The organism is Winogradskyella sp. R77965, assembly GCF_044594915.1.
Taxonomy (GTDB): Bacteria; Bacteroidota; Bacteroidia; order Flavobacteriales; family Flavobacteriaceae; genus Winogradskyella.
The window spans coordinates 2,969,372-2,992,240 of the sequence record NZ_CP138990.1 but is presented as its reverse complement, the minus strand read 5'-3'; the positions used below and the strand labels follow the sequence as shown (position 1 = coordinate 2,992,240).

The window sequence follows — 22,869 nt, the reverse complement described above, 5'->3', positions numbered from 1 at the left end:
AAGTAAGACTATCTTACATGCAGTTTGTTACATACAATAACGTTTTATTTCTCTCTTAAACTAATTGCAAAACCACCACCTTGAGCAAGTGTAACGTTCAATTTCGAATCTTTATTTATTTCTAATTTTTCTATTGCTATATCCAAGGGATTATCATTCCAATGCGCATTTTCGCCATCCTTGTAAATTATAGCTTCGTAATCTTGATTATCATTTAAAAAACTAAACTCTATTTCTAATTCTCTTGAGTTTTCATCTGTTATACCACCAACAAACCAATCGCCAGTTTCTCTCTCTTTTCTTGCTATAGTTACATAATCGCCTACTTCACCATTCAAAACTTTGGTTAGTTCCCAATCCACTCCAACATCTTTAATGAATTGTAGAGGTTCTGGATTTGCTTCATAATGCTCAACTAAATCTGCAGCCATTTGCACAGGGCTGTAGATCACCACATATAATGCCAATTGCTGAGCTAATGTTGTATTTACTTGATTGTCTTTTTTATACTCATCAAATTTTATGTTGAAAATACCTGGTGTAAAATCTATCGGTCCAGACAACATCCTAGTAAATGCTACAATAGGTAAATGCTCAGGTGGATTACCACCATCACTTGCCCATGCATTAAATTCTTGACCTCGCAAACCTTCTCGAGAAATTATATTTGGATAAGTTCTTCGTAAACCTGTTGCTTTTATTGGCTCGTGAGCATTAACAGCTACTTGATACTTTGCAGCTTTTATGGCTGCATCGTTATATTGATTCACCATATATTGACCATGATGATATTCACCTTTTGGTAAAATTTTACCGACATAACCAGATTTTACTGTATGCATCCCATATTTTTGCATCAAAGCATAAGCTGTGTCTTGTTGTTTTTCATAAGTTTCAGTCGCTGCAGACGTTTCGTGATGCATAATTATTTGCACACCTTTTTCTTTGGCATATCGTGTCACTTCATCAATATCGTAATCTGGATAAGGAGTTACAAAATCAAAAACACCTTCTCTATCTTCAAAACCAATCCAATGTTCCCAACCCGTATTCCAACCTTCAACTAAAACGCCTCCAATATTGTTCTTAGCAGAAAAGTCTATGAATTCTTTTACATTTTCGGTTGTTGCACCATGTTTGCCATGTGCTTTTCCGGTATCCACCCATTTACCATCAACCATTTCCATTCCATAGTCCCAAGACGATTTTCCTAAATGCATTTCCCACCAAACACCTGCATATTTCATGGGTGTGAACCATGATACATCTTCTAATTTATTTGGCTCGTTTAAATTAACGATTAAGTTAGATTCAATTAAATCTGGTGCGTTATCTGTAATTTGAATGGTTCGCCAAGGCGTATTGAACGGAACTGTGCGTTTTACTTTATAATCGACGTTTTCTGAACCAACAAGATTGCTCTTTAAGTTTAAATTTTTAGTGTCAACCTTTAAGGTCATACCCGAATAATCAATTAAAGACGCTTCATGAAAACTGAGATGAATACCATCTTTACCAACCATAGTCACTGGTGTATTTACCGCATTTTCTGGAATGTATGTTTGTGCTAAATTCTTATGATTTGCAAATTGTAAAGCATCTATTTCCGAAAGGTTTGTGGTGTTGTATAAATGTTCATAGATATCCCAATCCCCTGGAATCCAAAAGGTTTTATAATCTTCAGTTAGGTTAAATTCTGTATGTTCTTCCGTAATGAAAACGTCTCCTTTTAAATTCTCTTGCTCAGGAAATTCGTATCTGAATCCGATACCATCATCGTAGACTTTAAAAACGATGTTTAACAAACGTTCTGGTGATGTTTTTTCTTGAAGCTCAATTCTCAATTCGTTATAATTATTTTCAACATCTAACTGTTCTCCCCATGGCATTTGCCAAGTTTCGCTGAACGAAGATGTACTAGCATTTTTAATGATGAAGTTTTTATGAAACGCTGGTACATCTTTAAACTCGAAACCCAAATATGAGGTATCAACAACCGTTTTATTGTTGAATTTTACCATGTAGAATGGTTCACCTTCATTGCCAATATTGAAATGAATCACTACTTTTTCATTTGGTGATTTAACGTCCAAAATGTTTTCCTCTTTATTAGAACAAGAATAAAGCCCTATGGCAACCAAAAGGACTAACCAACACTGATTTTTCATAATTGCCTTTTTTCGATTAATACAATATCAAAATCTGAGCTTATGGTAATTTTTCCATTTTCAACAGTTGCCTGTTCGCCAGAATAAGCATCACATAACATTACTCTTTCTTCAAAAACTTTAGACACATCAATGATTTTCTCACCTTTTTCGAGATCTAATCCAATAACGACTTTGTCTTTAAAATCACCTTTCTGATAGCTTCTGTAAAAATAATAAGGCTGCGCTGATATTATATAATGCTTACCTGCACCAACTGCTGGATGCTTAGCTCTAAATTTGCCTAATTTTTGCCAATGTGTTAAAACTTCTTTTGTTCTTGGTCTTCTAGCAATAGAATCCCAATTCATAAACGACCTTAAAGTAGCATCACCTTCTGTACCTGGAACAACTAAAGAGCGTGAAGATTCATCGCCATAGTAAACTTGCGAAGTTCCTGGTGATAACAATAATTTATTTGCGGTTTCAAAGGGTTTTTTCCTCAATGGATCAAAAGGGCTTCCATCATCATGCGAGCTTAAATAATTTAATACACCGAAGCCTTCTAATTCACCATTTAAAACATCAGAATATCTTTTAAAAAGATCTTGATAGTTAGATTCTTTTGAGTTCCATTTGAACTCAAAATTAATTTGACTCGAGAACATATTATCATAATAATTCACTTTTTTATCTCCATAATCAAAGTATTTTCCACCACTAATACCGTAATTATAAACTTCACCTACCAAATAAAAATCTGTATCGTCCAATACCTTATCTGGATTTGCTTTTTTATATTCTGCAAAAGCAAAATCGCATTCGGTTTTGAATTCTTCCCAAACAAAGGCTTCAGTGTGTTTTACTGTATCAGCTCTGTAGCCATCCACACCAAATTCGGTAATATAATCGGTTAACCATTTAATGATGTAAAAACGTGGTGCTCTCGGATATCCTGTTCTCTCAAAAAACGCATCGAGTTCTTTTACTTCCTGCTCGTAACGCCCTTCCGTTTTCCATTTCGCTACCAATTGCGGCGGTAACTCCACATTGTCGTTGCTTTCAGTTTTAATGTCTGGGAGATTAGCCACTAAGGTACAAGTCACTGTATTCTCATAATTATCATACTTACATTGTGGATCTGTTCTCACCCAATCATTTGGCCAAACAGGGTCTTTCTCCGTGACTGGTCCTGTATGATTAATTACTGCATCTAAAACTATACGAATACCTCGAGCATGTGCTTCTTTCACCAATTCGTGTAGATCGTCTTTTGTTCCAAAATTTGGATCAATTTTCGTCCAATCTTTAGCCCAATATCCATGAAACCCATAAGAAACACCTGTACCTTCATCAGTTGCATCATGTATTTGCTCTACAATTGGTGTCATCCAAATAGCATTTATTCCTAAATCCGTAAAATAGCCTTCCTTTACTTTTTGGGTAATTCCTTTTATATCTCCACCTTTGAAGCCTCTTAATTTCCCAGGCTCTCTTGTTCTTTCAAAGTTAACATCATTGGCTGTATCACCATTATTGAAACGATCTGTTAGCAAAAAATAAAGGTTTGCACCTTCCCAGACAAAAGGTGTTTCAATATTTGTTGATTGCTCAATTTTAGTTTCTTTTGAATTCTTGTTTTCACAATTGATCAGCATAATGCTCAATATAAATAATGGAATAACTCGTCTCATTGTTTTATTTAATTTTTAATATAAATGATTCTAAGGGCTTAATGTCTATTCTAACTTGTGCCTTACCGTTTTCAACTTTCAAAGTTGAAGCATACGTATTATATAATTGATCTTTAAGGTCATATTCGCCATCTTGAAGTTTTAATTTATTAACTAAATCTTCTGGTAATTGCAATTCAAATCCATAGGTGTTTTCTGCATTAAAATTTGAGATAATTATCAACTGTTCACTGTCTGACCAACGTACAAACGATAATACTTTATCATTATACCATTCTGTATGTTGATGATTAAAATGATGAATATCTTGATAGTCTCCCATTAAGGCAGAACTATTTATAGTAAAATTTAACAAGCGCTTATAAAAATCTCGAAGCTCTAATTCTTCTTTGGTGGATTGACCTCCATCAAAGTTTTTATCGTTTACCCAACGTACTTGACTTGGTACTGAACCATAATCGAAAATAGAGGTTCTAGTAGGATCACCAAAACCTAAATCTTCTGCTCCAGGCTCGCCAAATTCTTGTCCGAAATAAATCATTGTCGGAGCTGTCGTCGATGTAGCAGACACAACCATTGCTGGTTTTCCTTTTTCTGCACTACCAGCAAAATCTGGACTTGCAATACGTTGCTCATCATGATTTTCAAGGAAATGAAGCATGTGGTGTTCTATATCGCTTAAATCATCTAAAATTGGTGGAATATTATCCGTTTTTCCGTGACCTTGGATAACGTGTTTTAGCGTATCATACAACTGCACTTTGTCGTAGAGATAGTCCATTTTTCCTTTTTTAATGTAATCTCTGTATAAACTCGGATTGTAAACCTCAGCTAATAAAAAAGCACTAGGATTTTCCATTTTGATATGCGAATTCATATAGCTCCAAAATTCTACAGGAACCATTTCTGCCATATCAAAACGGAAGCCATCTATTCCTTTTGCTGTCCAGTATAAGGCGATGTCTTTAAATTTTTTCCAAGAACTTGGCACCGCTTTATCCTTCCAAAAGTCAAAATGTTTTTTGTAGTCTTCATTATCAAAGCCATCTGGTAATTCGTCAAAGTCTTTCTTGCCATCAGGATTTACGCCATAATTTACTTTTACAGTTTCATACCAATCATTTACATCTGGCTGCGAAGCTCTTGAGCCATTACCTGTCCATTTTGCTGGAATTTCTTCAAACTTATTATCTGCTAAAGTATGCTTATCTCCACCTAAAGGTTGATATCCATTTTTCCATTCTGGAACTTTAAAAGCTTCACCTGGATTATAATAGAAGTTGTTATTAACGTCGTAAGTTTTTGTTTTGTCATCTTCTGCACCAAAATCTGTTGTACCTTCTGGATTGGTTAAACTTTGATAATTTCTCGCTACGTGATTAGGAACGATATCGATGATGACTTTTAATCCTGCTTTGTGAGAACGTTCGATTAAGGCTTCAAATTCTTGCAATCTGTTCTCCACATTTTCGGCCAAATCTGGATTGACATTATAATAATCCTTAACCGCATAAGGTGAACCTGCTCGACCTTTAACAATATCTGGATCGTCATTAGAAATACCATATTTAGTGTAATCTGTAATAACATTGTGATGAGGCACTCCTGTATACCAAATGTGAGTTACGCCTAAATCTTTAATTTCATTTAGAGCTTTATCTGTAAAATCGTTGAACTTCCCTACTCCATTTTCTTCGAGTGTTCCCCAAGATTTATTAGTAGTATTAGTGTTACCAAATAAACGTGTAAAAACTTGATAGACGACTTCTTTTTTCTTCATTTGAGTTTTATTTTCTTTGGGTATAAATTCTTCTTTCACTTCGTTTTTACATCCCATAAACAAGGCTAAAACAAGCGCTAAAAAAATATGACTTTTTGCGTTCATTGGGCTATTTTTTGAGTTTGATATTAATTGTTTTGGATTTAGAAGTATCCCATTTTAATGGAATTATTAGAGTTTTATTTTCTGAATTCCATTGCGAATATCTTTTCGCTTTGAGATTAAGGCTATTTGGTAATAAATCTAACTCATCCTTCATCTTTTTACCATCAATTTTAATCCGTTTCGGTTCTTTTTGAATATTATGAATAATCAATTCTATACTTTTTTCTTGTAATATAAGATTAGAACTTACCTCTAAATCAAAATTGAATTTTAAATTTCTTCCTTTGTAATAAAATTTATATGTTGTTATTTCATGTTTAGGTTGTGTGCTAATTCCATTATCTGTGTAAATAGAATATTTTGTTTCTGGAGATGCTTTATCAAAATAATAGTGAAGTTCTATACTGTTACTATCATATTCTGATGTCGATTGAATAGGTTTACTTAACGGAATAAAAGCACCAGCCCTAGCATAGGTTGGGATAAAACCTTCGTTTAATTTAACTATTTTTGTTTGCCCTCCCTTTATTAATTCATCATTTTCAATATCAAACCAATTACTTGTTTTTGGGAAGTAAACTTCTTGTTCTGTTTTACCAGCTTCTAGAACAGGTGACACCAAAATATCATTTCCCCATAAATACGCTTTTGAATAATCGAATAATTGCGGATTATCCGCTTCTTCAAAAAATAATGGTCGCATTAAAGGTTTACCTTGCGAATGATTTTCAAACATTAAATTATAATTATAAGGCAGCATTCTGTAACGCATTTGTATGGCGAATTTTGCCAATCGCTTTGCTTTTTCACTTCTAAAAACAGGTTCACTTGCCACATCTTCGTGTGCATGAGGTCTAAATATGGGATTAAAGACCCCGTATTGTAACCAACGTACATAGAGCTCATCATCTAAGTTAGCCCCTGCAAATCCCCCTAAATCTGAATGCATATATGCTAAGCCTTGCATACCCATTTGTAATGCAATCGCAGGTTGTGGTTGCAAACCTTCCCAACTTCTACTTACATCTCCAGACCAAGGTACTAATCCATAACGTTGAGAGCCTGAGTAACCTGCTCTCATCAAAATGAAAGGTCTTCTATTTGGATTCGCCTCTAAACTAGCTTCGTAAACTAACTTAGCCCAATCATGCCCGTAAATATTATGAACTTCGTCTGCTTTTGCATTTTCAAAATTAACCCAAGATGGCAGTGCTTCTGGTTCTCCTAAATCTCCCCAGAATCCATTAACACCATAATCTGATAAGCCTTTATAAATATCTTTGAACCACTTTTCGCCATTCGGATTATAGATATCTATGATGCCACCATTACCAAAATAAAACTCAAATTCAGCCGGATTTCCTAAGCTGTCTTTTGCTAAAATTCCCTTTTCTACAGCTTCCTCCCATCGGTTAGATGTTTTTAAAACATAAGGTTCGGTAATAAGAATTGTTTCAACATTTTGAGACTTTAAGGTTTTAATCATTTGCTTAGGCTCAGGAAAGGAATCTTTATAAAACTCAAAATTTCCTAACGTTCCTTGAATTTCTTTACCAAACCAATATAAATCTAAAATTATGGCGTCAACAGGGATTTGATCTGTTTTAAATTTATCTACTGTTTCTAAAGTTTCTTTTTGGGTGTGGTAACCAAATCTACTAGAAAAATTACCCAATGCCCAACGTGGCAGCATAGGTTGTCTTCCTGTTAAATCGGTATAATTATTCATTATATCATACCACGATTCTCCTACTATAATTTGATAAGTCTTTCTTCCAGAAATAGTTTCATAGGTTAGTGTATTATCAGCTTTACTGTCTAAATCTAAATATCCTACGGGCGCATTATCAAAATGTATCATGTATTTATTAGACGACAATACTATTGGTATTGTATAATTCATTAACGCACTTCTAGTTCCATAACCATAATGCGCTCGATTATATAGAGGTAAGCGATTGCCACGACGATTCATTCCAAGAGCTCTTGAGCCTGCTCCATAAAGCACCTCGTCTTTAGACAGGTTGAATTCTATTTTTTCTGTAGAATCTGCTACAATGTTATCTTTTACCAAATCCATGGGTTCGTGAGTACTTTTGTAATAGCCACGTTTTTCTGAAATAACAGGTTTGCCTTTGTAATTGTAACTAATTTTAAACGGCTCAGTAGAAATAGTAACCGATAGACTGTTGCTTCCAAAAGTAATATCGTTACCTACGTATTCATAAGTTGTTTGAACTTCATTGGGCTCCATAATCACAGCATGCGATTCATTACTAATAATTTCCCCTACTGGAATAAAACTTGCTTGAAGAATATCCTCTGTATAAAATTGAAAGATATATTTACCATCGTTGGTAGAAACTGAAAATAGCCCATCCTTTTCATTGTGAGATTTATAAATTCGATTAGAATTCTGCGCAGCTATTGAAACTGTAAAAAATATAATGGCCAGATGCTGTATTATTTGTTTCATGTTATTGCTTTATGTGATTCTAAAACGAGTTCAGAATGACGAACTATTTACCTAATAAAAACGTTAAGGGTTGATCTAATCTTTTGTTCCAAGAATTTTCAGAATGATCTGTGCCTTCAAAAAATAAATTCTTAGAATCTAATTTTGTATAACCTTTTGCTTTTAAAATCTCATCTACTCTTGGAGCATATTGTGGATAATGTTCATCTAAAGTTTTGTTACCATAATCGAAATACAATTTATGACTACCAGCTTTTGGTAAATTGGCTTCCATGTATTTAAAAATAGCATCAGGATAAGGGTTGTTTGGCATTGGCATAGCACCTACCCAATGCGTAGATATACAACCTGCACCACCAAAAACTTTAGGATACTCACACAAAGCATACATAGACATTAAGCCTCCCATACTAGAACCCATAACAAATGTGTTGTCTTTGTGTGAATTAACCGAATAAGAACTTTCAATGACAGGTTTTAGTTCTTCAACTAAAAACTTTAGGTATTCGTCACCTTTAAAATCCATATTAAAGTTATTCTTTTTTGCCATTTCCACCAGGCTACTTCTTTCATATTCATCCATGTAGTCCATAGCTTTTTCTGGAAACAAGTCTTGCCAACGTATATCAGGAATATTGTGAGTAGCAACAACAATAAAATCTTTAACCTTTTCTTCATCCATTAACTTAGTTGCCCATTCATCAACTTTCCATTCTTGTTTATTCCATGTTGTCGTTGAATCAAAAAGGTTTTGTCCGTCATGCATGTACAAAACACTATATTTTTTATCTCTAGAATAATTTTTAGGTAACCAAATATCTACTGTTCTAGGTACAATGTTTCTTGAAGGGAAACTATCAACTCTGATTAACTTACCAGCATATAACTTAGCATCATCAACACTTTCGAATTTGTAGGTTGTGCTAGGAACATTAGTTTCAAAACTATCTTCCTTAGCCTCTTTTTCACTTTTGCACGAAAAACATAAACAAATAATTAAAATAGAAACTAGCTTTTTCATAATTACAATTTTGTAGTAAGTATAGTTACCCCTTTAAATTTCAACTCTATAACATCTCCCCAAAGTTTGGTTTCATCTGTGATGATATTCTTCAGTGTTTTTCCCTTAAGTCCCATTTCATCTTGATAATTGAGGTCTATAGTTATGATATCTTCGTTCTTATTTAAAATTAAAACAACGGTTTCATCGCCTAAAGTTCTATACATAAAATACGTACCAACAAATGGTGCAAAATGAGTCGTTTTACCTTCGTGAATAGCTTTACTATCTTTCCTGTAGTTGAAGAGTTTTTTAATAAAAGACTGCATGTCTTTTTGATCCTCAGTTAAACCATTACCTGTAAACGCATTAACCGTATCACCTTCCCAACCTCCAGGAAAATCTGTACGAATCAGTCCGTGGTCACCTGGTTTTGCAAAGTCATTCATCAAAATTTCGGTTCCGTAATACATTTGCATAATCCTAGGCATAATAGCATAGGTAGCCATTGCCATTTTTGTATTAGTAATATCGCCTTCCATCTGAGTGAAAATTCGACTCATATCGTGATTTCCTTCAAAAACCATAATATCCTTTGGACTCGCATAATGAAAATCGTTAGCCAGACCTTCATATATTTTTACTAGTCCTTTATCCCAAGATTCCTTTTCCTTTATTCCATCCACTACTTTTTGCTGCATGGCAAAATCCATAGAAGATTTTAAATTAGAATCATAGCCGTCTTTATTATTTGCTCCTTCTTGCCAATACCCAATAAGCAATGGGTTGTAACTCCATTCCTCACCGACAATACTAAAATTTGGATATTCATTCATTATTGCACCAGCCCAATCACTCATAAAATCTTTATCTGGATATGGATATGTATCTTGTCTTATGCCTCCTAGTTGAGCCGTTTCTATCCACCATATACTATTTTGAATAATATATTTTGCCATAAACGGGTTACGTTGATTTAAGTCTGGCATTGCTGCTACAAACCAACCTTCACTATTTCCTTTTCTATCAGCCTCAGAAGCATAGATATCTTGATTGGTTGTACGTCTATGATTAGAGTTTATGGTATATGAGTTATTCCAATTGTCTTTATTCTTTTCGAAATTCTCTTGAAGATTTACCCAGTCTTTAAACGGTAAATCTTTCATCCACCAATGCTCCAAACCACAATGGTTAGCTACTTGGTCCATAACTAACTTCATGTCTTTTTCCTTAAGTTTAGCTGAAAATGTTTTATACTCTTCTAAGGTTCCGAAACGAGGATCAATCTCATACAAATCCGTAATTGCATAACCATGATACGATCCTTGAGGCATGTCATTTGTCAACAATGGTTGAGGCCAAACTGCTGTAAATCCTAAATCATGGATATAATCTATATGATTTGTTACGCCTATTATATCTCCACCATGTCTTGCATAATTATCATTTCGGTCTGTTGTTTGCTCTAGCATTTTAGGTTGACCTTCAATACCTAATGGTGTGTCGTTAGTTGTAACTCCGTTTACAAAACGATCTGGTGTGATTAAGTAAATAGCATCAGAACTATCAAAACCAACATAATCTTCAGAAGATTTTAAACGCTCTTTTAATTCATAAGTCTGAATTAATTCTGAATCATCTTCAAGCTTAAAATTAATATTGAATTTACCTGCTTTTGCATTTTCAGAAACTTCTAAATCTAGGAATAAATAATTAGGACTATCCGCTTTGTTAGTCTTCACCAAAGACACACCAAAATGTGAAATTTCAACTTCTGCAGAACCAATATTTGGATGTTTCACTAAAAGTTGAAGGTTAGGATTTTTAAACCCTATCCACCAATTTGGTGGCTCTACTTTATCAATATCATTAGACTCTAGAATGGGTTCTCTAGAAACTGAATCCATTTCACTACTTGCCGTATCCTTACAAGATGACACTAAAATTAATAGGCATATTGAAAGACTTCTTAATTTGTTTCTCATACTTCTAATTTTTTATGTTCTTGACTTAGGGCTGTAATTTTTATTATACGCTCACCAAACCATCTGGTGTGATTGTTACGGATTCTCCATTTACTAAAATCTGTAATTCAGTATCACCTTCTAATTCAAACTGTGTTTCATTTTGATTTACACTTACTTTTAAAATCTGATGTCTAAAATTGACTTTAAAAGAATAACCTTTCCATTGCTTAGGTATTTTTGGTTCAAAAGTTAAAGTATCATTTTTAACTCGCATACCACCAAAGCCTTCAACAATACTCATCCATGTGCCAGCCATAGACGTAATGTGCAAACCTTCGTGTACTTCGTGATTATAATCATCTAAATCTAATCGAGATGTTCTTAAATAGAAGGTGTAAGCTTGCTCCATTCTATCTAATTTTGCTGCTTGGATACTGTGCACGCATGGTGATAATGAGCTTTCATGAACTGTATATGGTTCATAAAAATCGAAATGACGCTCTAATTCTTCTGTTGTGAATTGGTCTTCGAAGAAATACATCCCTTGAAGGGTATCAGCTTGCTTAATATATGGCGAACGTAATATTCTGTCCCAACTCCATTTTTGGTTGATTGGTCTTTGCGATTTATCTAAATCTGCAACCGTTATTAATTCTTTATCTAAGAATCCATCTTGTTGTAAATAGACATTATACTTTTCCGAATATGGAAAATACATGTTGTCTGCCACTTTTTTCCAAAGTGCTAATTCTTCGTGAGTTATTTTTGTTTTGCCAGAAACACGTCGGTAATCATCTTCGTAACCTTCTCTAACTTTTTCAATACTTTCTAGGGCATAATTAATACACCACTGAGCGATATAATTAGTATACCAATTATTATTGATGTTATTTTCGTATTCGTTAGGTCCTGTAACACCAAGAATTACGTATTTGTTTTTATCTGTTGAAAATGTTGCTCTTTGGTGCCAAAAACGTGCAATACCTATTAAAACTTCGAGTCCCATTTCTGGTATATAACTATAATCACCAGTATATCTGTAATAATTATAAATGGCAAAAGCGATGGCTCCGTTTCTATGGATTTCTTCAAAGGTTATTTCCCATTCGTTATGACATTCTTCACCATTCATGGTTACCATAGGATATAATGCGGCACCATTCTTAAACCCAAGTTTTTGAGCATTTTCAATTGCTTTTTCTAAATGCTTATATCTGTAAGTTAAAAGCATTCTTGCTACACTTTGATCTTTTGTAGCCATATAAAATGGAATACAGTACGCTTCAGTGTCCCAGTAGGTACTTCCTCCATATTTCTCACCTGTAAATCCTTTCGGTCCAATATTTAAAGTAGCATCTGTACCTAAATACGTTTGATTTAAATGAAAAATATTAAAACGAATACCTTGCTGTGCTTTTACATCTCCTTCTATGGTGATGTCAGACATATCCCAAATTTTCGACCAAGCATTCTTCTGATTATTTAGCAACTCAGAAAAACCTAATCTTGTCGCTTTTGCTAATACTGACTTTGCTTCATTAACAAAATTATTTTTATCGTGATTTCTATCTACCAAATAACCTCCAAATTTATGTATTGCATAAATTTCGTTTTGTTTGACTTTATGACGATAACTAAATGATGCATAATTGGCATCTGCTTTTATATTTGGCTCAATGATAACCGATTTTCCATCTATAAATACTTGAGATTCCATGAAGGTACATGTATAGAAATCTGTCTTCATTGTTTTAGCCTGAATGAAGGCTTGATTATTTTCATGACTCACACTTAATGTATCCCAAAACTTATCATCCCAATTGGTATCTTCATTAGTGATACCTGAATCTAAATAAGGTTGAAACGTAATCTCAGCATCAGTATTTAATGGTTTAACATTAAAATCAATGGCTCCAACTTCATCAATATCTAAACTTAAGAATCGCTTAGTGCTTACCTCAACTTCAACATCATTTTGAAGCGTTGCTACAAAACTGCGAGATAACCAACCTTCTTTCATGTTTAGTTCTCTACGAAAGTTTTTTATGCTCTTAGAGTTGAACAAATCAAGTTGCTCGTTATTAACTAGTACGTTGATTCCAATCCAATTTGGTGCGTTTAAAACTTTCGCAAAATATTCTGGATAGCCATTTTTCCACCAACCCACTCTGGTTTTATCTGGATAATAAACACCTGCTATATAGCTTCCTTGAAATGTTGGTCCGGAATAAGCTTCTTCAAAATTAGCACGTTGTCCCATGGCACCATTACCAATACTAAATAAACTCTCAGACGCTTTGACTTGATCTGGATTAAATCCTTCCTCTATAATTGACCAAGCATTTGGTATGATATAATCTAGGTTCATATTTTATATTTAATTAATGCCTCTTCAGTAATTGGCATCATATTTTTAATTCTTAATTAACTCGTTTATAAATTCTTCTGAGATTTCTGTAAAATCTTTGAATACATACTTTGCATGTCCTAAAACGGATTCGCTACCAATACCAATAGATATCATGTTAGCAACATTTGCAGCTTCAACTCCTGCTACAGAATCCTCAAAAACTATACAATCTTCTGGTTTTCTATTTAATAATTTTGCTGCTATTAAAAATACTTCAGGATCGGGTTTCGCTTTACTTACATCATTGCCATCTACAATAGCATCAAAATGTTTTTTTAAATCTACACGCTCTAGAATTACCCTTGCATTTTTACTTGCAGATCCCAATGATATAGGTTGCTCTTTTTCAATTAAAGAATCTAATACCCTTGGAACATCTGGCAATATTTCGGTTTCGTCCATTTCAGCGATATAGCTCAAATATTCTTCATTCTTTTTACCCATAAGCTCATTAAACAATTCTTGTGAAATGGTTTTATTTCCCCAAGACAGTATTTTCTCTAGCGACTTTACTCGGCTTACACCTTTAAGTTGTTCGTTTTCTTCTTCTGTAAAATCTATATCTAAACTTTTAGCTAGTCTTTGCCATGCTAAAAAATGATATTTAGCTGTGTCAACAATGACACCATCTAGATCGAATATGAATCCTTTTTTGTTCATTTATTTTATTTTGAAATTTTATCGTTGACTCTCAAAGTCAATAATCCTGCAAAAATCATTGAAACTCCACCTACGAATAATGCATAAACTGGTTCATTATTAAAAAACTTAGACACCATAAATCCTAATATTGAAGCTGCAACAAGTTGCGGTATTACAATGAAGAAATTAAAAACTCCCATATAATATCCCATTTTACTAGCTGGTAATGCTCCAGATAACATCGCATAAGGAATTGAAAGAATTGAGGCCCATGCAATACCGACACCAATCATTGGTAACCATTCTAAATTAATTGCTGTAGGATTACTAATAAAGTAAATAGACATTAAACCAAGTCCACCTGCTACTAATGCCAAAAAATGAGTGAATTTTCTACTTGTTCGTTTGGCTAATAATGGTAAAAGAAATGCTACAGCAGCCGCTATAATATTATAATTTGCAAACATATTATTGACTCTATTTGCCCCATTATTATACGCTTCGGAAGTAGCATCAACAGTATTATAAATATGCTCAGTCACTGCTGGAGTCATATAAATCCACATTGAAAACAATGCAAACCATGAAAAGAATTGTACCCAAGCCAATTGCTTCATAACGGTTGGCATATTTTGAAAATCGTTCATGATAGCGACAAAACCATTTTTATGGTTTCCGCTTTTTTGCATAAGTCCGGAAACAATTAACGATAAACCACCAAAACTCAATAAGCCCAACGTTAATACATATAAGTCTTTTTTAAGATCATATTTATAAATTAAATAGGTAGAAAGTAAACCAATTAGTAGAACTATTATACCGTTTCTAACGTGGGTCTTACCATTAGAGCTAAACCAACTTTGTGGTTTCTCTTCTACTACAAAGTCCTTAGATTCCATTTTTTCAAAGGCCTCCATTTCCTCTGGACTATATTCTTTGGATTTTATTACAGTCCATAAAACCGCCAATAAAAAAACCGCACCACCAATATAAAATGAATACTTAACTGAATCTGGAATAACTCCTTCAGGAGCCGTATTTGCGACACCGTAATAGGTTAAAATATTTGGAAGTTTGGAGGCAACATAAGCACCAATTCCGATAAAAAAACTTTGCATGGCAAAGCCTTTTGTGGTTTGATGATCTGGTAAATTGTCTCCAACGAAAGCCCTAAAAGGTTCCATAGAGACATTTATAGATGCATCCATAATCCACAGCATACCTGCTGCAAACCATAAAACTGGTGAATTTGGCATTATAAATAAAGCCAAAGATGCAAGGATTGCTCCTACGAGAAAGTAAGGCCGTCGTCTACCAAGCTTTGGATGCCATGTTCTATCACTAAAATATCCAATTATTGGTTGTATAATTAAACCAGTTAGTGGAGCAGCTACCCATAAAATTGGGATATCCTCAATTTCGGCTCCTAAAGTTTGAAAAATTCTACTAACGTTAGCATTCTGAAGGGCAAAACCCATTTGAATTCCTAAGAAACCGAAACTCATGTTCCAGATTTCCCAAAATCCTAGTGTACGCTTTTCCATGAAATAGTATGTTAAAATTAATACTATTCTAATAAGCAATGCTTATCAAAACTTATTTGTAGAAGTGAAAATATAAGTTTCGAATAAGTGTCAAAGATATATAAAGATTTTAATGTGGCAATGATAAATTTCTATTTAGTAGATTCTCGTTCAACTAAATCAGTTGGAATAACAAGGGTCTGAAACTGTTCATCTTCTGTATCAAATTCAGTTTCAATTTTATCAATTAAGAGGTCTGCTGCCTTTTCTCCCATTTGCTGAGCATGTTGACTCACAGTAGTTAGACTAGGTGTTGCGTGTTTAGAAAGTACGCCATCTGTAAATCCAATTACTTGTATATCATTTGGGACACTTAATCCTAATTTTCTTGCTACTTTCATTGCCGATAGTCCATATAATTCATTAACTGCAAATACACCATCTATTTTTTTATTAGACTTAAAAAGTTGTTCAATTTCAGCCTCAAGAGTTTCTAAATGGACTTCGTAATCTAACGTATCGTCCATCTTCAGTATGAGCTCCGCTTCAGGTGTAATTTTATTTTCCTGTAATGCGTCTAAATAGCCTTGAGTTCTCAACTTACCAACACTAACATAATCCTTAGTGGTAATTAATGCAATAGATTTACACTTGTTAGCAATCAATTTCTCTACTGCATTTTTGGCTCCTTTAAAGTCATCAACAATAACTTTATCACACTTTATATCAGACACTACTCTATCAAACATTACAATAGGCATACCTTGGCTCATGGTTTCATTAAAATGATGGTAGTCTTGTTGCTGTAATGTTTCTTTAGACATAGAAAGAATGAAACCATCAATACTCCCATTAGCAAGCATTTCCATATTTATAACCTCCTTAGAAAAGGACTCGTTAGACAAACCAATAATAACATTATAACCTCTTTTATTAGCCACTAATTCTACACCTCTAATTACCTTAGAAAAGAAGTGGTGTACTATTTCAGGAATAATAATACCAATGGTATTTGTCTTTCGATTTTTTAAACTGAGAGCAATATTATTTGGACGATAGTTATAAAGCTTAGCAAAAGCCTGAACTTTCTGAATAGTATCTGCACTTATTTCTTTGCTGTTTTTTAGCGCTTTTGATACTGTAGAGATAGAAACATCTAATTCTCTAGCTATTTGCTTTAAGGTTATTTTCCGTTTCATTTTTATTCTAATTTTAGGCGAATATAATTCAAAAAAAAGTTTATCTAAATTATTGAATTCTTAAATTTAACACCACATCTATAACAAACTCTTATTTTTTTATTATTTTACTAATAAAACTCTTTTTTCAAGAAAGTTTTTAACACGAAAACGTTTTCGTGACTTCCGTCATATTTTTTAACACTCATATAACGTTAATTTTACATAGATTTATCCCAAGAAGTGAAAATATAAACTAATAAACTAAGTAATTAACTTAAAAACATTGTATGAAAACATTCTTAAATGCTTTACTATTCTGTCTAATTATAGTACCCTCAAGCTTGATGGCTCAATCAACAATTAATGGTACAGTTACAGATAAAGCGGATGCCATGCCTTTACCAGGCGTAAATGTCTTAATTAAAGGTACTGCCAGAGGAACTGCTACAGATTTTGATGGTAAATATTCACTAGAAGTGAATGAGGGTGAAACTATTGTGATTTCTTACGTAGGTTACACCACACAAGAAATTGTCTTTACTGGGCAATCAACTATTGACGTACAACTAGCAGAAGATTCAGCTCAATTAGACGAGGTGGTTCTTATTGGTTATGGTACCACAACTAAAAAAGATGCAACGGGTTCCATCGAATCTGTTACAGCAAAGGATTTTACTAAGGGTAATATTGTAACGCCGGAGAACTTACTACAAGGTAGAGTGGCTGGTGTAACAATAACCACAAGTGGTGCTCCAGGATCTGGTTCTGAAATTAAAATTAGAGGTGGATCTTCAATTAATGCATCTAATAATCCTCTAATTGTTATTGACGGATTACCAATTTCTAATGATGGTGTATCTGGTTCTAGAGGAGTTTTAGCGAACATTAACCCAAATGATATCGAATCATTTACGGTTTTAAAAGATGCATCGGCAACTGCTATATATGGTTCTCGTGCCTCTAACGGTGTTATTATAATCGTTACTAAAAAAGGTAGATCTTCATTAAGTGTTGACTATGATGTACAATACACCTTAGGTAAAAACGCCGATGAAATCGATGTGTTTTCTGCTGATGAGTTTAGAACGCTTGTGAATTCGCAACCAATAAATGGCACTACCTTAGACACTAGTTTATTGGGTAACTCAAACACAAATTGGCAAGAGGAAATATTTAGAGAAACCGTTTCTGCTCAGCACAATGTAACAGTTAGAGGTTCTCTATTTGATGCTTTACCAACCCGCTTATCTTTTGGTGTTAGTAGAATAGAAGGTACACTTTTAACGTCTCTTTTTGATAGACGTAATTTATCTGTAGCCTTAAACCCTACATTATTTGATAATCACTTAAAAATAAGTGTGAATGCTAATCTAGCTTTTGAAGATAGTAGATTTGCTAATAATGTAGTTGGATCAGCTCTACGATATGACCCAACACAACCTGTTTACGACACTAGTTCGCCTTTTGGAGGGTTTTATCAGCATAGAAATGGAAATGTTCTTTCTCAAGGAACAACAAATCCTGTAGCCTCTTTATTGCAAGCAAATAATCGTGGTGACGCCAATAGATTTTTCGGTAATGTGAATTTTGACTATAAATTCCATTTCTTACCAGAACTAAAAGCAGTACTTAATTTAGGTTATGATAAAACTGAAGGTAAGCCAAGGAGTCAATCTGTATTTGCTACAAACGATGATGTGACTAGCAATCTTTCTTTCACTAATCAAACAAGAACAAATGAATCTCTTGATGGCTTTTTAAACTATAAAAAAGAATTTGGCAATGTGGGCACTGACCTTACAGCAGGTTATTCTTACCAAAGATTCACAAATGAAGGTTCTTTTTCAGGGAACCTTAACGACCCATTGAGTATTGGCGATACATTTGCTGATCCAGATGTTGTCTTAATTGGTTTCTTTGGAAGAGCTAATTTGAGCTTTTTCGATAAGTACTTAGCAACATTTACATATAGACGTGATGGTACATCTCGTTTTGGTCCAGATAACCAATGGGGTGATTTTTATGCTGGTGCATTAGCTTGGCAAATTAGTGACGAAGATTTCCTAAAAGATTCAAATACTATCTCTAATTTAAAATTAAGAGGGAGTTACGGTATAACAGGGCAACAAGAAATTGGAGCTGCCGATATATTTTTAAGCCGGTACAGAGCGGGTAATGAAAACTCTCAATTTCAGTTTGGTAATGAGGTAATCAGATCCTTAATCCCATCTGTGATCAACCCAGATATAAAATGGGAGGAAACAAGAACTATAGAAGTTGGTTTGGACTACGGATTATTTGATAATAGAATAAGCGGTAGTATTAACGTTTTCCAAAAAGATTCTGAGGATTTATTATTTCAGGCACCAGTGTCAGACGGAAGTAATTTCTCTAACAGTGTGATACAGAATATTGGTAACTTAAGAATTCAAGGTCTAGAATTTGCAATTAATGCGGATGTCATTAGAAAAGAAGATTTAAATTTAAGTTTCAACTTTAATGCTTCGTTATTTGATAGAGAAATAACAGAATTAGCTTTTGGACAAGACGTAACTGCAGGAGGTATTTCTGGTGGTACAGGAAACTTTATTCAATTACAAAGAGAAGGAGAAGCACCAACATCTTTTTATGTCTTTAAACAGCTACAAGATGCACAAGGTGATTTCATAGAAGGAGCGTATGCAGACCTAAATGGTGATAATATTATTAATGATGATGATCGCTACATTAAACAAAATCCAGATCCGGATGCTGTTTTAGGTTTTCAAACTAATTTAGAGTATAAAAACTTTGACTTTGCATTCAACCTAAGAGCAAACCTTGGTAACTATGTTTATAATAATGTAAATTCATCAAGAGCGCAATATGAACTATTACAGGATAATTCGGTTTTAGGAAATATTCCATCGTCTGTACTTCAAACGAATTTCCAAAGAACATCAGACGTCATTATCTCTGATGCTTACATTGAGAATGCTTCATTTTTAAGAATGGACAACATTACTCTAGGTTATACATTTAGCGATATTTCTAAGTCTCTAAAATCTGTTAGAGTTTGGGCAGGCATGCAAAATGTATTTGTAATAACAGAATATAGCGGTTTAGATCCAGAAGTATTTAATGGAATTGATAATACAATCTATCCTAGACCTCGTAATATATTAATTGGTGCTAATATCAAATTTTAAAGACTATGAAAAAAAGAATTAAAAACATTAGTGTCCTTTCATTACTATTCATATTTACGTTCATCACATCGTGTACAGATGATCTAAATATTGTTCCTAATGACGATGACACTCTATTAGGCGAAGAACTTTTTGAAGATGAAGGGGCTTACAGACAAGTAATTGCAGGTGTATATGCAAATCTTGCATTAACTGGTACAGAAGGTGCTGGTAATTCAAATATTGATGGAATCGATGCAGGTACCAGCCAGTTTGGTCGTGTCTTATTATACATGCAGACACTTTCTGCAGACCAAATGATTTGGTCTTATGAGAATGATCCAGGAACACGAGAACTTCAAAGAAATATCTGGACTGCCCAAAATCCTTTAATATTAGGAATGTACAGTAGAACACATCTCACTATTTCCCTCGCCAACAATTTCTTACGAGAAACTACTGATGAGAAATTAAATGAAAGAGGTGTTTCAGATGCTATCCGCACTGACATTGCAGAATATCGTGCTGAAGCAAGATTATTGAGAGCACTATCTTACTATTATATGATGGATCTTTTTGGTAAGGCTAATTTTGGAACGGATAACGATGTAGTAAATAAAGTTTTGCCTGTATACGATAGAGCGCAACTTTTCGATTTTGTTGAAAGTGAATTATTAGCTGTCGAATCTGATTTAGTTCCAGCAGGACAAAATGAATATGGTAGAGCAGATAGAGGTGTTGCTCATATGATTCTTGCTAAAATGTATCTCAACGCAGAAGTTTATATCGGAACGGACAGGTATGCAGATTGTATGAACTACTGTCAACAATTATTAAATTCAGGTTATAGTCTTGCAACAGATTATAGACATAATTTCTTAGCAGATAACAACTTAAATTCAGCGACTAACGAAATTATCTTTCCGATAGTATCAGATGGCTTTACGACTCAAAACTTCGGACCAACCACTGTAATGGTTAATGGTTCTGTTGGTAGTATTGAAGTTAACGGTGCAGAAGTTGGTGTTGCAGAAGGAGGCTGGGGAGGCGCTCTTAGAGTAAGAAAAGAATTTGCAGAATTATGGCAAGGCGGTGATTTTATAGATGATGATAGAAATACCATTATCTCTGCTGACAGACCAATTGGAATTATAGATATCTCTGATAGAGATACAGGTTTCATTATTCAGAAATACGCCAACGTCACATCTAACGGAACACCTGGTATTGATCAAACGTTTGTTGATACTGATTTTCCATTATTTAGATTAGCAGATGTACATTTAATGTATGCCGAAGCTTATCTGAGAGGAGGAGGAGGTTCTGCAACTGAAGCTGTGAATTTAGTAAATGCATTAAGAATGCGAGCTAACAATCCGAATATGATTTCTAATAGTGATCTTACACTTCCGTTTATTTTAGACGAAAGATCTAGAGAATTACACTGGGAAGCACACAGAAGACAAGATTTAATCCGTTTTGGATTATACACTGGTGGAAATTATAACTGGGCTTGGAAAGGCAATGGAAGTAATGGCATTGCTATACCTGCACACTTAGATTTATATCCTATTCCTAATTTCAGTTTATCATCTAATCCAAACCTTAGTCAAAATCCTGGATACTAAAAAAAAACAAAATGAAAAAAATATTAAAATTTAAAGTTTTATTGTTGACAGTTTTGTCACTCGGTTTTTTAATGAACTCTTGTGAGGATGATGCGGAAGAATTTATCGCCACAGAAACACAACCTATAAACCTTTCTGAGCTACCTATCACAATGATAGAGTTAGATGCTTCTAATCCTGGTAATCCTGCGGTTACGTTTAATTGGAACGAAGCAGATTACGGACAACCAGCATCAGAAAGCTACTCAGTAGTTTTATCTTCTGATAATGCATTTACAAACCCAATTGTTGCAACAACAATTACTGGTACCACATCTGCTACCTTGTCAGTTAACGAATTAAATTCTTCAGCTGGATTAGCTGGAATACCACCTTTTATGTTTAGCACTTTATATGCTAAAGTAGAGAGTTCTATTGGAACTCAGAATGGTCTTCCAGTAAGTTCTAATGCGATTAGCTTTCAGGTTCAACCTTACTTCAATTATTTATTTGATGATTATTATTTAGTTGGAAATGGAACTTCTGCAGATTGGAATAATAACAATAACAATCCTCCTTTATTTAGAGATGCCGAAAATGGTAATTTATATCGTTTTACTGGCTTCTTCACTAAAGGTGGTGGTGGATTTGATGATGGGAGATTTAAAATATTAGAAGTTAGAGGACAATGGCAACCACAATGGGGAACAGAAACTGATGAAGGAAGTGATGATATAGTTACTTCTGGTGGTATTGCTGGTAACCCTGGAACACAAGACAGTGATCCTGGTCGTTTTGGTGTACCAACTGATGGTTACTATACGTTTACGATTAACTTTTCATCTAACACCTATACAACTGATGCATTTGATGCATCTGGTGCGGTAGATTTTACAAGTATGACACTTCAAGGAAGTGCTGTAGGAGCAGATGCTGCATTTACACAATCTGGGTTCGATAGTCATTTATGGTATATCAATAGTGTAAACCTTCAACCTGGTGACGCCCAATTTGCTACCAATACAGGTTCAACTTGGGGAGGAAGTACTTCGTTTTCTGGTGTAGCTACTGAAGGTGGAGGACCAATTCCTGTAGTTGTTCAAGATGATTATGAAGTTTGGTTCAACGACTTAACCGGAGATTATATTTTGATTCCTCTTAACTTATAAA

The 22,869-nt window shown here is 34.1% G+C and carries 13 protein-coding genes; 3 read left to right on the top strand and 10 right to left on the bottom strand.

Annotated features, from left to right (window positions below):
* Positions 1–44: 44 nt before the first annotated feature.
* The 10 genes from SJY34_RS13395 to SJY34_RS13350 all read right to left on the bottom strand — a co-directional run bounded on the left by SJY34_RS13395 (position 45) and on the right by SJY34_RS13350 (position 16,943).
* Positions 45–2,168: a glycoside hydrolase family 97 protein gene (locus SJY34_RS13395; RefSeq protein WP_400076445.1), complete on the bottom strand. Its 2,124-nt coding sequence runs from the start codon at positions 2,166–2,168 to the stop codon at positions 45–47.
* Complete coding sequence (locus tag SJY34_RS13390) at positions 2,165–3,841, bottom strand: alpha-amylase family glycosyl hydrolase (protein ID WP_400076443.1); 1,677 nt, start codon at positions 3,839–3,841, stop codon at positions 2,165–2,167. Before SJY34_RS13390 ends, SJY34_RS13395 begins: the two co-directional genes overlap by 4 nt.
* Before the next feature lie 4 nt (positions 3,842–3,845).
* Positions 3,846–5,726, bottom strand: coding sequence for an alpha-amylase family glycosyl hydrolase (locus SJY34_RS13385; RefSeq protein ID WP_400076441.1), 1,881 nt, complete (start codon positions 5,724–5,726; stop codon positions 3,846–3,848).
* A gap of 4 nt (positions 5,727–5,730) precedes the next feature.
* Complete coding sequence (locus tag SJY34_RS13380; protein WP_400076439.1) at positions 5,731–8,202, bottom strand: TIM-barrel domain-containing protein; 2,472 nt, start codon at positions 8,200–8,202, stop codon at positions 5,731–5,733.
* Positions 8,203–8,245: 43 nt separating this feature from the next.
* Positions 8,246–9,223 carry an alpha/beta hydrolase gene (locus tag SJY34_RS13375; RefSeq protein WP_400076438.1) on the bottom strand — a complete coding sequence of 326 codons (978 nt, stop codon included), beginning with the start codon at positions 9,221–9,223 and terminating at the stop codon, positions 8,246–8,248.
* 2 nt (positions 9,224–9,225) lie between these two features.
* A complete protein-coding gene (locus tag SJY34_RS13370; RefSeq protein WP_400076436.1) occupies positions 9,226–11,187 on the bottom strand; it encodes a glycoside hydrolase family 13 protein in 1,962 nt (653 codons plus the stop codon).
* 43 nt (positions 11,188–11,230) lie between these two features.
* Positions 11,231–13,537, bottom strand: a complete 2,307-nt coding sequence (locus tag SJY34_RS13365; RefSeq protein WP_400076434.1) for a glycoside hydrolase family 65 protein — start codon at positions 13,535–13,537, stop codon at positions 11,231–11,233.
* A gap of 45 nt (positions 13,538–13,582) precedes the next feature.
* Entirely contained in the window at positions 13,583–14,239 is a 657-nt protein-coding gene (pgmB, locus tag SJY34_RS13360; protein ID WP_400076432.1) for a beta-phosphoglucomutase, read from the bottom strand.
* A gap of 5 nt (positions 14,240–14,244) precedes the next feature.
* On the bottom strand, positions 14,245–15,765 hold the full coding sequence (locus SJY34_RS13355) for an MFS transporter (protein WP_400076430.1): 1,521 nt from the start codon (positions 15,763–15,765) through the stop codon (positions 14,245–14,247).
* Positions 15,766–15,896: 131 nt separating this feature from the next.
* Positions 15,897–16,943, bottom strand: a complete 1,047-nt coding sequence (locus SJY34_RS13350; protein ID WP_400076428.1) for a LacI family DNA-binding transcriptional regulator — start codon at positions 16,941–16,943, stop codon at positions 15,897–15,899.
* A gap of 269 nt (positions 16,944–17,212) precedes the next feature.
* On the opposite strand from SJY34_RS13350, the gene SJY34_RS13345 reads away from it, so the two are divergent.
* From SJY34_RS13345 to SJY34_RS13335, 3 genes are read left to right on the top strand one after another with little or no spacing between them, the layout of a single operon-like run.
* On the top strand, positions 17,213–20,113 hold the full coding sequence (locus SJY34_RS13345; RefSeq protein WP_400076426.1) for a SusC/RagA family TonB-linked outer membrane protein: 2,901 nt from the start codon (positions 17,213–17,215) through the stop codon (positions 20,111–20,113).
* Positions 20,114–20,118: 5 nt separating this feature from the next.
* A complete protein-coding gene (locus SJY34_RS13340; protein WP_400076424.1) occupies positions 20,119–21,720 on the top strand; it encodes a RagB/SusD family nutrient uptake outer membrane protein in 1,602 nt (533 codons plus the stop codon).
* An 11-nt stretch (positions 21,721–21,731) separates the two neighbouring features.
* On the top strand, positions 21,732–22,868 hold the full coding sequence (locus SJY34_RS13335; RefSeq protein ID WP_400076423.1) for a SusE domain-containing protein: 1,137 nt from the start codon (positions 21,732–21,734) through the stop codon (positions 22,866–22,868).
* Position 22,869 lies beyond the last annotated feature (1 nt).